This is a genomic window from Pseudomonas sp. DL, from assembly GCF_047199225.1.
Classification (GTDB): Bacteria; Pseudomonadota; Gammaproteobacteria; order Pseudomonadales; family Pseudomonadaceae; genus Pseudomonas; species Pseudomonas aeruginosa.
The window spans coordinates 5,638,447-5,652,388 of record NZ_CP178323.1; the positions used below are offsets into that span (position 1 = coordinate 5,638,447).

The following is a 13,942-nucleotide window of genomic DNA, read 5'->3' on the forward strand; positions in this document are numbered from 1 at the left end:
TCACGGCGGCTGAGCGCGATGCGGTCAGCCGCCCTACCCACGAATTTCACGCAGGGCGGATAACGCGGCGCGTTACCCGCCGTTGCGCCAGGAGAACCCCATGAACGTACTCATCATCGGCAGCGGCGGTCGTGAACATGCCCTGGCCTGGAAAGTCGCCCAGGACCCGCGCGTGGCGAAGGTCTTCGTCGCCCCGGGCAACGCCGGCACCGCCACCGAAGCCAAGTGCGAGAACGTCGCCATCGACCTGCTGGCCCTGGAGCAACTGGCCGACTTCGCCGCGAAGAACGTCCAGTTGACCATCGTCGGTCCCGAGGCGCCGCTGGTGGCAGGCGTGGTCGACCTGTTCCGTGAGCGCGGCCTGGATATCTTCGGCCCGACCGCCGGCGCCGCCCAGCTGGAAGGCTCGAAGGCCTTCACCAAGGACTTCCTCGCCCGCCACCGGATCCCCACCGCCGCCTATCGCAACTTCACCGAGGTCGAGCCGGCCCTGGCCTACCTGCGCGAGCAGGGCGCACCCATCGTCATCAAGGCCGATGGCCTGGCCGCGGGCAAGGGCGTGATCGTCGCCATGAACCTGGACGAAGCCGAAGCCGCCGTGCGCGACATGCTCGCCGGCAATGCCTTCGGCGACGCCGGCTCGCGCGTGGTGATCGAGGAGTTCCTCGATGGCGAGGAGGCCAGCTTCATCGTCATGGTCGACGGCCAGAACGTGCTGCCGATGGCCACCAGCCAGGACCACAAGCGCGTCGGCGATGGCGACAGCGGGCCGAACACCGGCGGCATGGGCGCCTACTCGCCGGCCCCGGTGGTCACCGCCGAGGTCCACCAGCGGGTGCTGGACGAAGTGATCTACCCGACCGTGCGCGGCATGGCCGAGGAAGGCAACGTCTATACCGGCTTCCTCTATGCCGGCCTGATGATCGACAAGAGCGGCGCGCCCAAGGTCATCGAATTCAACTGCCGCTTCGGCGATCCGGAAACCCAGCCGATCATGGTCCGCCTGGAGTCCTCCCTGGTCCTGCTGGTCGAGGCCGCCCTGGCCAAGGCGCTGGACAAGGTCGAGGCGACCTGGGACCCGCGTCCGACCGTGGGCGTGGTACTGGCCGCCGGCGGCTATCCGGGCGACTACGCCAAGGGCGAGGTCATCGAAGGCCTGGCCGAGGCCGCCGCGCTGGACGGCAAGGTGTTCCACGCCGGCACCGCGCTGAAGGATGGCCAGGTGGTCACCTCCGGCGGCCGCGTGCTCTGTGCCACCGCCATCGGCGAGAGCGTGTCCGCCGCCCAGCAACAGGCCTATCGCCTGGCCGAGAAGATCCGCTGGAACGGCTGCTTCTACCGCAAGGACATCGGCTACCGTGCCATCGCCCGCGAGCGCGGCGAGTCCTGACCGGGCCCGAAGCCGCGGGCGCCGCACGGCGCTTCCGCGGCCTATGCCGTTGCCACGGCCACTTGGCTATAATCCGGCCATTCACCTTCGAAGGGACTTCGCCGTGGTACGGCTTCGGATCGCCATAGGACTACTCGTCAGCTTCCTGCTGCTTCTGCTCGGTCCGATGTCGCCGGCGGTCGCGGACGACGCCGGCGTTTCCAGCGTTCCCCTGCAAACCACCGCCACCACCCCCAGCGTCAACCAGAACTGGCGCCTGCTGCGCGACGAGAGCGCGCAACTGCGGATCGCCGACGTCCTCCAGCGCAAGGAGCAGTTCCGCCCGCTGGCCAAGCGCTCCTTCATCTTCCCCGCCAGCCCCCAGGCGGTCTGGCTGCAGGTCCAGCTTCCCGCGCAGAAGGTGCCGAGCTGGCTGTGGATCTTCGCCCCGCGGGTGCAGTACCTGGACTACTACCTGGTGCAGGACGGCCAACTGGTGCGGGACCAGCACACCGGCGAGTCGCGACCGTTCCAGGAGCGCCCGCTGCCCTCGCGCTCCTACCTGTTCTCGCTGCCGGTCGACGGCAAGCCGATGACCCTGTACGTGCGGATGACCTCCAACCATCCGCTGATGGCCTGGTTCGACCAGATCGACGAAGCCGGCCTGGTCGGCCTGGAGAAGCCCGCCTACGCCTTCGGCATGCTGCTCGGCGGCATGCTCCTGCTGCTGATGTACAACCTGATCCGCTTCGCCTACTCGCGCAGCGCCAGCAGCCTGTGGCTGGCGGCGGTGCACGCGGCGCTGGCGGTCTGCGCCGCGGCGAACCTGGGGCTGGTGGCGTTCTGGCTGCCGGGACTCAAGTTCAACCAGTCGCTGACCGCCGACCTCGGCGCCCTCGGCGCCGCGGTGAGCCTGCTGTGGTTCGCCTGCAGCTTCTTCCGCGGCACTGCGGAAAGCCGCCTGAACCGCCTCCTGCAAGGCGAGGCGCTGTTGATCCTGGCGGTCGGCGCGATCATCGCCTTCACCCAGCAACTCTGGTTCAGTTGGCTGATCTACCTGCTGGTGATCCTCAGTTCGCTCAGCGTCCCGCTGATCGCGGCCTGGCACTGGTATCGCGGCTACCAGCCGGCGCGCCTGATCGTTGCCGGGATGATCGTGTTCAACGCCGGCTTCATGGTGTTCCTGCCGGTACTGTTCGGCACCAAGCAACTCGATCCGGGCTGGCTGGTGCTCGGCGTGTTCAGCTTCGCCACCCTCGCCGGGCTGGTCCTGAGCGTCTCGCTCACCGAACGCCAGCGGCTGATCCAGCAGCTCAACCTGCAACAGCGCACCAGCGAGGCGGCGCACACCGCGGAATTGCAGACCAAGGCCGAGTTCCTGGCCAAGATCAGCCACGAGATCCGCACGCCCATGAACGGCGTGCTGGGCATGACCGAACTGCTCCTCGGCACCCCGTTGTCGGCGAAGCAGCGCGACTACGTGCAGACCATCCACAGCGCCGGCAACGAGCTGCTCACGCTGATCAACGAGATCCTCGACATCTCCAAGCTGGAGTCCGGGCAGATCGAGCTGGACGAAGTGCAGTTCGACCTCAACGCGTTGATCGAGGACTGCCTGGATATCTTCCGGGTCAAGGCCGAGCAGCAGCGCATCGAGCTGATCAGCTTCACCCAGCCGCAGGTGCCGCGGGTCATCGGCGGCGATCCGACGCGCCTGCGCCAGGTGGTCCTGAGCCTGCTGGACAACGCGTTCAAGCAGACCGAGGAAGGCGAGATCCTGCTGGTGGTGGCCCTCGACGACCAGGGCGAGACGCCACGCCTGCGCATCGCCGTGCAGGACAGCGGCCACCCGTTCGACGCCAAGGAGCGCGAGGCGCTGCTCACCGCCGAGCTGCACAGCGGCGACTTCCTTTCCGCCAGCAAGCTCGGCAGCCACCTCGGCCTGATCATCGCCCGCCAACTGGTGCGGCTGATGGGCGGGGAGTTCGGCATCCAGTCCGGCAGCAGCCAGGGCACCACCCTGTCGCTGACCCTGCCGCTCGACCCGCAGCAGCTGGAGAACCCCACCGCCGACCTCGACGGCCCGCTGCAGGGCGCCCGGCTGCTGGTGGTGGACGACAACGAAACCTGCCGCAAGGTGCTGGTGCAGCAGTGCAGCGGCTGGGGCCTGAACGTCAGCGCGGTGTCGTCCGGCAAGGAGGCGCTGGCCCAGTTGCGCACCAAGGCGCACCTGCGCGAGTACTTCGACGTGGTCCTGCTCGACCAGGACATGCCCGGCATGACCGGCATGCAACTGGCGGCGAAGATCAAGGAAGACCCCAACCTCAACCACGACATCCTGCTGATCATGCTCACCGGGATCAGCAACGCGCCGAGCAAGATCATCGCCCGCAACGCCGGGATCAAGCGCATCCTGGCCAAGCCGGTGGCCGGCTACACGCTGAAGGCGACCCTCGCCGACGAACTCGCCCAGCGCGGCGTCAGCGGCGTCACCAACTACCTGCAACCGGCCAAGGAAGCGCAGGCGCCGAGCCTGCCGAGCGACTTCCGGATCCTCGTCGCCGAGGACAACAGCATCTCCACCAAGGTCATCCGCGGCATGTTGAACAAGCTCAACCTCCAGCCGGACACCGCCAGCAACGGCCAGGAGGCGCTCAGCGCGATGAAGGCGACCCAGTACGACCTGGTGCTGATGGACTGCGAGATGCCGGTTCTGGACGGCTTCTCCGCCACCGAGCAGCTCCGCGCCTGGGAAGCCCACGAACAGCGCCCGCATACCCCGGTGGTGGCGCTCACCGCGCACATCCTCAGCGAACACAAGGAACGCGCGCGGCTGGTCGGCATGGACGGGCACATGGCCAAGCCGGTGGAGCTGTCGCAATTGCGTGAGCTGATCGCCTACTGGGTCGGCGAACGCGATCGCCGCCGCCAGGGCGACGCCCTGCCCTCCTGAGGGCAGCGACGTGCTCCGGCGCTGCACCCGGCCTCCGCCACGGCGGATAACCGCACGCGGCTATTCGCCCTACGCCCCGGTGGTCCCGGCTCCCGTAGGGCGCATGACGCCAACGGCGTTATCCGCCGACATCCGGCCTCGTTGTCACATGCCACGCGAACCGGCATATTGCCAACCCGCCGGACATCGCACCGGCCCGTCGCACGCTATGCTCATGCCCACACCCGGACCGGAAGCGCCTCCATGCATTTGCTGTTCAGCGTCTACCTGAAGATGCTGGTGCTCTATAGCCCCTTCTTCGTGCTGTCCTGCTTCATCAGCCTCAGCCGCGGCTTCGGCCCGCGCGACCGCAAGCGCATGGCCTGGCGGGTGGCCCTGGCGGCGCTGATCGCCAGCGTCGCGCTGTACCTGTTCGGCCGCTACATCTTCATCCTCTTCGGTATCACCGCCGACGCCTTCCGCATCGGCGCCGGCAGCGTGCTGTTCATCTCCGCGCTGGGCATGGCCCAGGGTCGCGCGGCGGTGCAGAGCGACAACGTGCAGCAGGACGTGACCATCGTCCCGCTGACCATTCCTCTCACCGTCGGCCCCGGCACCATCGGCGCGCTGCTGGTGATGGGCGTCGGCCAGGGCTGGGAGGCCAAGCTGATCTCCCTGGTGGCGATCTTCCTCGCCTGCCTGACCCTCGGCACCACGCTCTATCTTTCCGACCGCATCGAACGCCTGCTTGGCGACCAGGGGCTACAGATCGTCAGTCGCCTGATGGGCCTGTTCGTCTGCGCACTGGCGGCGCAGATCATCGTCACCGGCCTGAAGGGTTCGCTGTTCCCAGGCTGAGCGCACCAGCCTGAGGCGGACGCCCTGGATGCCGCGCCCTGACGCACCGCGGTGGTGCCAGGACGGAGCGACGGCGTACCCATGGACGCGCCGCCGGCGGCAAGGAGGGAGGTCAGCGCGACGCCTCCCCTTCCGGAGCCCACGGCGCCTTCTCCGTCGATATCCGGCGAAAACCCGTTGAAAACGCAGCCTTCCCCGGCATAGCCAGACCTGCTCGGCATGCTTCCCCGGCGACTCGCGGCGCCTTTTCGCCGACCGATACCGGCCAGCGCCAAGAAGAGGCACAGCCTTTGCTCTGGAGCCTCGACGAAGAGATCCAGGCCGCAGTGCGCACCCCGCCGTCCACCGGACGGATGCCCGACGACAAGCACGACGCCTCCTGAAAACTGCCGCCCCGACCGCTGGTGAATGGAGAACAACACCAATGAAACGTCGCAGTCTGCTCAAGGCCTTCACGCTGTCCGCGTCCATGGCTTCCATGGGCCTGTCCTGGTCCATCCAGGCCGCCGAAACCATCAAGGTCGGCATCCTCCACTCGCTGTCCGGGACCATGGCGATCTCCGAGACCTCGCTGAAGGACATGGCCCTGATGACCATCGACGAGATCAACGCCAAGGGCGGGGTCAACGGCAGGAAGCTGGAGGCGGTGGTGGTCGATCCCGCGTCGAACTGGCCGCTGTTCGCGGAAAAGGCCCGCCAGTTGCTGACCCAGGACAAGGTCGCGGTGGTCTTTGGTTGCTGGACCTCGGTGTCGCGCAAATCGGTGTTGCCGGTGTTCGAGGAACTCAACGGATTGCTGTTCTACCCGGTCCAGTACGAGGGCGAGGAACTCTCGCCGAACGTCTTCTATACCGGCGCGGCGCCGAACCAGCAGGCGATCCCGGCGGTGGAGTACCTGATGAGCGAGGACGGCGGCGGCGCCAGGCGCTTCTTCCTGCTCGGCACCGACTATGTCTACCCGCGCACCACCAACAAGATCCTGCGCGCCTTCCTGCACAGCAAGGGCGTGGACGACAAGGACATCCAGGAGGTCTACACGCCGTTCGGCCACAGCGACTACCAGACCATCGTCGCCGACATCAAGAAGTTCGCCGCAGGCGGCAAGACCGCGGTGGTCTCCACCGTCAATGGCGACTCCAACGTGCCCTTCTACAAGGAACTGGCCAACCAGGGCCTGGAAGCCACCGAGGTGCCGGTGGTGGCCTTCTCCGTAGGCGAGGAAGAACTGCGCGGCATCGACACCAAGCCGCTGGTCGGCAACCTCGCGGCATGGAACTACTTCGAGTCGGTGAGCAATCCGGTCAACGAGAAGTTCGTCGCCGACTGGAAAGCCTACGCCAAGGCGAAGAACCTGCCGAACTACGGCACCGCGGTGACCAACGACCCCATGGAAGCCACCTACGTCGGCATCCACATGTGGGCGCAGGCCGTGGAAAAGGCCGGCAGCACCGAGGTCGACAAGGTTCGCGAGGCGATGGCCGGGCAAAGCTTCAAGGCGCCATCCGGCTACACGCTGGTCATGGACAAGAGCAACCACCACCTGCACAAGCCGGTGATGATCGGCGAGATCCAGGACGACGGCCAGTTCGAAGTGGTCTGGAAGACCCCCGAGCCGCTTCGCGCGCAACCCTGGAGCCCGTTCATCCCGGGCAACGAGAAGAAGCCGGAGCATGCGCTGAAGAGCAACTGAGTTCTGCCGTGAAGAACCCTGCCCCCCTGACCAGGCGTTCCCCTGAACGGAACGGGAACGCCCCGGTCGCGCGCCTAACGGCCCCCTCGTCCTTCAGGGAGAGAGCGGGGGACCGGCCATACCGCACGTCGCCCAGGAACCCCAGCATGCCCCTTGCCCTCCTCACCCGCCCGCTCCATGCCTGTGTCCTGGTCCTGGCCGCCCTTCTCGCGGTGACGGCCTACGCCGGACCGGCGCAGGACTTCGCCGCTGCCGACAACGGCGGTCGCGCCCACCTGCTCGAACACTGGGCGGCGACGCCCGACGCCGATCGCCTGGCCTTTCTCGAAGCGCTGCGCCACAACCGCATTGCGCTGGACAGCCGCCAGCAGCCATTCATCCTCGGCGCCGACCAGCGTTTCCAGGCCGCCGAAGGCGACGCCCTGCCGGACGGCGAGCCGAAGCCGCTGCGCCTGAACAATCGCCTGCGCGGCCTGCTCAACACCGCCCTGGCCAGCCACCAGTTGGTGGCCAACGAAGTGCCGCTGCGGCAGGCCGCCGCGCAGCAGTTGCAGAAAACCGCCAAGGCCGCGCAACGGCCGCTGCTCGAAGCGCGCCTGCGGATCGAGAGCGACGCTGGCGTGAAGGAAGCCCTCGGCCTGGCCCTGGCCAACCTGCAACTCGGCGATCCCGACCCGGCGCTACGCCTTTCCGCCGTGCGCCTGCTCGGCGAGTCCGGCGATCCGCTGGCGCGAACCCGCCTGGAGAACCTGCTCGACCCGGCGGTGGAACCGGAGGAAGGCGTGCGCATCACCGCCGCCACCAGCCTGGCCCAGGTCAAGCGCCGGCTGCTGGTCGGCGACCTGCTCGGCCAGGCCTTCAGTGGCCTGTCGCTGGGCTCGATCCTGCTGCTCGCGGCGCTCGGCCTGGCGATCACCTACGGCCTGCTCGGGGTGATCAACATGGCCCACGGCGAAATGCTCATGCTCGGCGCCTACTCCACCTACGTGGTGCAACTGCTGTTCCAGCGCCTGGCGCCGGAATGGCTGGCGCTCTACCCGTTGCTGGCGCTACCGGTGGCGTTCTGCGTCAGCGCCGCCATCGGCATGGCCCTGGAGCGCACGGTGATCCGCCATCTCTACGGCCGGCCGCTGGAAACCCTGCTCGCCACCTGGGGCATCAGCCTGGTGCTGATCCAACTGGTGCGGATGCTGTTCGGCGCGCAGAACGTCGAGGTAGCCAACCCGGCCTGGCTGTCCGGCGGCATCCAGGTGCTGCCGAACCTGGTGCTGCCGTGGAACCGCATCGTCATCATCGGCTTCGCCCTGTTCGTGCTGCTCCTCACCTGGCTGCTGCTGAACCGCACGCGGCTCGGCCTGAACGTCCGCGCGGTGACCCAGAACCGCAACATGGCGGCCTGCTGCGGGGTGCCCACAGGGCGCGTGGACATGCTCGCCTTCGGTCTCGGCTCGGGCATCGCCGGGCTCGGCGGGGTAGCCCTGTCGCAGGTCGGCAACGTCGGCCCGGACCTCGGCCAGGGCTACATCATCGACTCCTTCCTGGTGGTGGTGCTCGGCGGCGTCGGCCAGCTCGCCGGCAGCGTCCTCGCCGCCTTCGGCCTCGGCGTGGCGAACAAGATCCTCGAACCGCAGATCGGCGCGGTGCTGGGCAAGATCCTGATCCTCGCGCTGATCGTCCTGTTCATCCAGAAACGCCCGCAGGGACTGTTCGCCCTGAAAGGGAGGGTCATCGATTGAACCAGCCACTCACCGTCACCCTCGCCCGCCGGGCCGGCGGCCGCGTCACCGCTATCGCGCTCGGCGCAGCCTTCGCCACGCTGCTGGTCATGCCGCTGCTGCACCTGCTGCCGGCGGACAGCGCGCTGCACCTCTCGGCCTACAGCCTGACCCTGACCGGCAAGATCCTCTGCTACGCCATCGTCGCCCTCGCCCTCGACCTGGTCTGGGGCTACGCCGGCCTGCTGTCCCTCGGCCACGGGCTGTTCTTCGCCCTCGGCGGCTACGCCATGGGCATGTACCTGATGCGCCAGGCCTCCGGCGACAGCCTGCCGGCGTTCATGACCTTCCTTTCCTGGAACGAACTGCCCTGGTACTGGGCCGGCACCCAGCACTTCCTCTGGGCGCTGTGCCTGGTGGTGCTGGTGCCCGGCGCGCTGGCCTTCGCCTTCGGCTACTTCGCCTTCCGCTCGCGGATCCGCGGCGTGTACTTCTCGATCATGACCCAGGCCCTGACCTTCGCCGGCATGCTGCTGTTCTTCCGCAACGAGACCGGTTTCGGAGGCAACAACGGCTTCACCGACTTCCGCAGCATCCTCGGCTTCCCGATCACCGCGCCGGGCACCCGCGCCGCCCTGTTCCTCGCCACCGTCGCGCTGCTCGCGGCCAGCCTGCTGCTCGGCTGGCGCCTGGCGCGAAGCAAGTTCGGCCGGGTCCTCACCGCGCTGCGCGACGCCGAGAACCGCCTGATGTTCTGCGGCTACGACCCGCGCGGCTACAAGCTCTTCGTCTGGACCCTGAGCGCGGTGCTCTGCGGCCTCGCCGGCGCGCTGTTCGTGCCACAGGTGGGGATCATCAACCCCAGCGAGATGTCGCCGACCAACTCCATCGAGGCCGCCGTCTGGGTCGCCCTCGGCGGACGCGGCACCCTGCTCGGCCCGCTGCTCGGCGCCGGCGTGGTGAACGGCGCGAAGAGCTGGTTCACCGTGGCCTTCCCGGAATACTGGCTGTTCTTCCTCGGCGCGCTGTTCATCGTCGTCACCCTGTACCTGCCGCGCGGCCTGCTCGGCCTGCTGCGCAAGGAGAAGGAGCAATGAGGACCACCCCGCACCTGATGCTCGAACCGGCCTTCCACCCCGGCCTCGATACCGCCGGCAGCGGCCGCGACGCCATCGGCCTGGGCGCCGCCACCAGCGGCCGGCTGGACGCGCGCCACGGCACCATCCTCAGCCTGGAAGACATCAACGTCAGCTTCGACGGCTTCAAGGCCCTGCGCGACCTGACCCTGTACATCGGCGTCGGCGAATTGCGCTGCATCATCGGCCCCAACGGCGCCGGCAAGACCACCCTGATGGACGTGATCACCGGCAAGACCCGCCCGCAGAGCGGTACCGCGTATTTCGGCGACACCCTCGACCTGACCCGCATGAGCGAGGTGCAGATCGCCCAGGCCGGGATCGGTCGCAAGTTCCAGAAGCCTACGGTGTTCGAGGCCCTGAGCGTGTTCGAGAACCTCGAACTGGCGCAGAGGGCCGACAAGTCGGTGTGGGCCAGCCTGCGCGCGCGGCTCGACGGCACGCAGAGGGAACGCATCGAGGAGGTGCTCGCCACCATCCGCCTGCTGGAGTCGCGGCAGCGTCCGGCGGGTTTGCTGTCCCACGGCCAGAAGCAGTTCCTCGAGATCGGCATGCTGCTGGTGCAGGAACCGCAGTTGCTGCTGCTCGACGAGCCGGTGGCGGGCATGACCGATGCCGAGACCGAATTCACCGCCGAGCTGTTCAAGTCCCTGGCGCGCAAGCACTCGCTGATGGTGGTGGAGCACGACATGGGTTTCGTCGGCAGCATCGCCGACCATGTCACCGTGCTGCACCAGGGCCACGTGCTGGCCGAAGGCTCGCTGGCGGAGGTACAGGCCGACGAACAGGTGATCGAGGTCTACCTCGGTCGCTGACGCCAGCCATCCGCTCGGCGGGTAGCGCCTGCCAAGTGGCGCCCGTCGCGTAGGGCGAATGACCGCTCGCGGTTATCCGCCGAGCCAGGTTGGGAATCGCAGTGAAGAACCATCACGGGACAAATGGAAGAGAACCATGCTGCAAGTCGACAAGCTCCACCAGTACTACGGCGGTAGCCATATCCTCCGTGGCCTGAGCTTCGAGGCGAAGGTGGGCGAGGTGACCTGCCTGCTCGGTCGCAACGGGGTGGGCAAGACCACCCTGCTGCGCTGCCTGATGGGCCTGGTCCCGGCCCGCGAGGGCCAGGTCGCCTGGGAAGGCCGTTCGCTCACCGGACTCAGGCCGCACCAGCGGGTCCGCGCCGGGATCGCCTACGTGCCGCAGGGACGGGAAATCTTCCCCCGGCTGACGGTGGAAGAGAACCTGCTGATGGGACTGTCCCGTTTCAGCGCCAGGGACGCCCGGGCGGTGCCGGACTTCATCTACGAGCTGTTCCCGGTCCTGCGCGAAATGAAACAGCGCCGCGGCGGCGACCTCTCCGGCGGCCAGCAGCAGCAACTGGCGATCGGCCGCGCCCTGGCCAGCCAGCCGCGACTGCTGATCCTCGACGAACCCACGGAAGGCATCCAGCCTTCGGTGATCAAGGAGATCGGCACGGTCGTCCGCAGCCTGGCGGCGCGCGGCGACATGGCGATCCTGCTGGTCGAGCAGTTCTACGACTTCGCCGCCGAACTGGCCGACCAATACCTGGTGATGGCGCGCGGCGAGATCGTCCAGCAGGGCCGCGGCCGCGACATGGAGAGCGAGGGCGTGCGCGGGCTGGTGGCGATTTGAACGGACTGGGACACACTGCCGCTGGCGCAACCGGGGCCTGCGCTGGCAATCTCTATGCCCTCGTCTTTCCGCAGGAGGTCGAAATGACCGTCACTCTGCGCCCGGCCGTCCAGGCCGACGCGGGCTTCGCCGCGCTCTGCGTCGCCGCCGCCTATGCCCCGTGGATCGCGGTGATCGGCCGCAAGCCCTGGCCGATGACCCAGGACTACCACGAGGTGATCGCCAGCGACCGGGTCCTCATCGCCGAGCACGACGGCCAGCCGGTCGGCCTGCTGGTGACGCGGGAAACCGCCGACGGCTTCCTCGTCGACAACCTCGCCGTGCTTCCCGAATGCAAGGGCCAGGGCATCGGCCGACAACTGCTGGAGCGTGCCGAGCGCGACGCAACGAGCCTCGGCTACCGCTCGCTGTACCTCTACACCAATGAGCGGATGACGGAAAACATCGAGCTCTACGCCAGGGTCGGCTACCTCGAATACGAACGCCGCCAGGAAGAGGGATTCCGCCGCGTGTTCATGCGCAAGGCCCTGGCCTGACCCGACCGATGACCGCCGCCCTCCCCGACCTGAGCTTCCACCCCGCCTGGCACGCCCAACTGGAGCTGGCCTACGCCCGCGCCGGCGACGCCACCCGCCCGGTGACGCGGCGCCACTCCGGACCGCTGCGGGTGCAGAAGCACCTCTACGCCGAAGGCCCGGAAGTCTGCCAGCACATCCTCGTGCATCCGCCCGGCGGCATCGCCGGCGGCGACAGCCTGGCCTTCGACGTGCGCCTCGGCGAACGCGCCTGGGCCCAGCTCACCAGCCCCGGCGCGGCCAAGTGGTACCGCGCCGCCTGCCCGTCGCGGCAGACCCTGGAGATCCACCTGGAGCCCGGCGCCACCCTGGAATGGCTGCCGCAGGAAAGCATCGTCTTCGCCGGCGCCCAGGCCGAACTGGAAACCCGTATCCAGCTGCGCGGCGACGCCCGCCTGTTCTACTGGGACATGGTCGCGCTCGGCCGCCCGGCCAGCGGCGAGCGCTTCGTCAGCGGCCACTTCGTCGCGGCCCTGGACATCCGTCGCGACGACCGCCTGCTCTGGCACGAGCGCCAGCGCATCGACGGCGGCGACCGCCTGCTCGACTCGCCGATCGGCCTCGCCGGGCATCCGGTGCTGGCGACCCTGGTCGCCAGCGGCGAGATCGACACCGACCTGCTGCAACGCTGCCGCGCGCTCCCCTGCGCCGGCCGCGGCAACCTCAGCCAGTTGCCCGGCGGCCTGCTGGTGGCGCGCTGCCTGGCCGACGAGGCGCTGCACGCGCGTGCCTGGCTGATCGAACTCTGGCGCCTGCTGCGGCCGGCGCTGCTCGGCCGCGAGGCCGTTCCCCCACGCATCTGGAGTACCTGAGATGGACTTGTCCCCTCGCGAGAAAGACAAGCTGCTGATCTTCACCGCCGGCCTGCTCGCCGAGCGCCGGCTGGCACGCGGTCTCAAGCTGAACTACCCGGAGGCGGTGGCGCTGATCTCGGCCGCCCTGCTGGAGGGCGCGCGCGACGGCCGCAGCGTCGCCGAGCTGATGCACTACGGCACCACCCTGCTGAACCGCGAGCAGGTGATGGAGGGCGTGCCGGAGATGATCCCGGACATCCAGGTGGAGGCCACCTTCCCCGACGGCACCAAGCTGGTGACCGTCCACCAGCCCATCGCCTGAGGCCGGCCATGAGCGCTTCGATCCGCGACGCCGGCGTCGCCGACCTGCCCGGCATCCTCGCCATCTACAACGACGCCGTGGGCAATACCACGGCGATCTGGAACGAAACCCCGGTGGACCTGGCCAACCGCCAGGCCTGGTTCGACACCCGCGCCCGCCAGGGCCACCCGATCCTGGTGGCAAGCGACGCCGCCGGCGAAGTGCTCGGCTACGCCTCCTACGGCGACTGGCGACCCTTCGAGGGCTTCCGCGGCACCGTCGAGCACTCCGTCTACGTGCGCGACGACCAGCGCGGCAAAGGCCTCGGCGTGCAACTGCTACAGGCGCTGATCGAACGTGCGCGGGCCCAGGGACTGCACGTCATGGTGGCCGCCATCGAAAGCGGCAATGCCGCCTCGATCGGCCTGCACCGGCGCCTCGGCTTCGAGATCAGCGGGCAGATGCCGCAGGTGGGCCAGAAGTTCGGCCGCTGGCTCGACCTGACCTTCATGCAACTAAACCTCGACCCGACGCGCAGCGCGCCCTGAGCCCCAAGGAGCCCCCATGATCCCCGGTGAATACGACATCCAGCCCGGCGATATCGAACTCAACGCCGGCCGCCGCACCCTCGCCCTGAGCGTGGCGAACACCGGCGACCGGCCGATCCAGGTCGGCTCGCACTACCACTTCTTCGAGGTCAACGACGCCCTCGCCTTCGACCGTCCGGCCACCCGTGGCATGCGCCTGAACATCGCCGCCGGCACCGCGGTGCGCTTCGAACCGGGGCAGAGCCGCGAGGTGGAGCTGGTGGAAATCGGCGGCGGACGGCGGGTATACGGCTTCGCCGGGCGGGTGATGGGGGACCTCTAGGGCCCATTCCCAACTGGCCAGGTCCGAGGAAAGACAGCGAACACCGACGATC

Annotated in this window: 13 protein-coding genes; all 13 read left to right on the top strand. The window is 68.4% G+C overall.

Annotated elements, in window-relative coordinates; translation table 11 throughout:
• The first annotated feature begins 100 nt into the window (after positions 1-100).
• The 13 genes from purD (at position 101) to ACI766_RS26445 (ending at position 13,890) form a co-directional block, all read left to right on the top strand.
• On the top strand, positions 101-1,390 hold the full coding sequence (gene purD / locus ACI766_RS26385) for a phosphoribosylamine--glycine ligase (protein WP_023089679.1): 1,290 nt from the start codon (positions 101-103) through the stop codon (positions 1,388-1,390).
• A 103-nt stretch (positions 1,391-1,493) separates the two neighbouring features.
• The gene (retS, locus tag ACI766_RS26390; protein WP_003095412.1) at positions 1,494-4,322 is read left to right on the top strand and encodes a hybrid sensor histidine kinase/response regulator RetS; all 2,829 of its coding nucleotides are present in this window, start codon (positions 1,494-1,496) and stop codon (positions 4,320-4,322) included.
• Between the two features lie 243 nt (positions 4,323-4,565).
• Positions 4,566-5,159 (top strand): MarC family protein, encoded by a 594-nt coding sequence (locus ACI766_RS26395; RefSeq protein WP_003095417.1) that lies wholly within the window; start codon positions 4,566-4,568, stop codon positions 5,157-5,159.
• Positions 5,160-5,583: 424 nt separating this feature from the next.
• Positions 5,584-6,849: an urea ABC transporter substrate-binding protein gene (urtA, locus tag ACI766_RS26400; RefSeq protein WP_087823871.1), complete on the top strand. Its 1,266-nt coding sequence runs from the start codon at positions 5,584-5,586 to the stop codon at positions 6,847-6,849.
• A 146-nt stretch (positions 6,850-6,995) separates the two neighbouring features.
• Positions 6,996-8,585, top strand: a complete 1,590-nt coding sequence (urtB, locus tag ACI766_RS26405) for an urea ABC transporter permease subunit UrtB (RefSeq protein WP_087823872.1) — start codon at positions 6,996-6,998, stop codon at positions 8,583-8,585.
• Positions 8,582-9,661: an urea ABC transporter permease subunit UrtC gene (urtC, locus tag ACI766_RS26410; protein WP_003112319.1), complete on the top strand. Its 1,080-nt coding sequence runs from the start codon at positions 8,582-8,584 to the stop codon at positions 9,659-9,661. Before urtB ends, urtC begins: the two co-directional genes overlap by 4 nt.
• Positions 9,658-10,515 (top strand): urea ABC transporter ATP-binding protein UrtD, encoded by an 858-nt coding sequence (gene urtD, locus ACI766_RS26415; RefSeq protein WP_003105136.1) that lies wholly within the window; start codon positions 9,658-9,660, stop codon positions 10,513-10,515. Before urtC ends, urtD begins: the two co-directional genes overlap by 4 nt.
• A gap of 136 nt (positions 10,516-10,651) precedes the next feature.
• Positions 10,652-11,350: an urea ABC transporter ATP-binding subunit UrtE gene (gene urtE / locus ACI766_RS26420; protein ID WP_003105134.1), complete on the top strand. Its 699-nt coding sequence runs from the start codon at positions 10,652-10,654 to the stop codon at positions 11,348-11,350.
• Positions 11,351-11,433: 83 nt separating this feature from the next.
• On the top strand, positions 11,434-11,886 hold the full coding sequence (locus ACI766_RS26425) for a GNAT family N-acetyltransferase (protein ID WP_003121119.1): 453 nt from the start codon (positions 11,434-11,436) through the stop codon (positions 11,884-11,886).
• An 8-nt stretch (positions 11,887-11,894) separates the two neighbouring features.
• Positions 11,895-12,737, top strand: coding sequence for an urease accessory protein UreD (locus tag ACI766_RS26430; RefSeq protein WP_003121120.1), 843 nt, complete (start codon positions 11,895-11,897; stop codon positions 12,735-12,737).
• A 1-nt stretch (position 12,738) separates the two neighbouring features.
• Complete coding sequence (locus tag ACI766_RS26435) at positions 12,739-13,041, top strand: urease subunit gamma (protein ID WP_003099389.1); 303 nt, start codon at positions 12,739-12,741, stop codon at positions 13,039-13,041.
• Between the two features lie 8 nt (positions 13,042-13,049).
• Positions 13,050-13,568: an L-methionine sulfoximine N-acetyltransferase gene (locus ACI766_RS26440; protein WP_003121122.1), complete on the top strand. Its 519-nt coding sequence runs from the start codon at positions 13,050-13,052 to the stop codon at positions 13,566-13,568.
• A 16-nt stretch (positions 13,569-13,584) separates the two neighbouring features.
• On the top strand, positions 13,585-13,890 hold the full coding sequence (locus ACI766_RS26445; protein ID WP_003095450.1) for an urease subunit beta: 306 nt from the start codon (positions 13,585-13,587) through the stop codon (positions 13,888-13,890).
• Positions 13,891-13,942 lie beyond the last annotated feature (52 nt).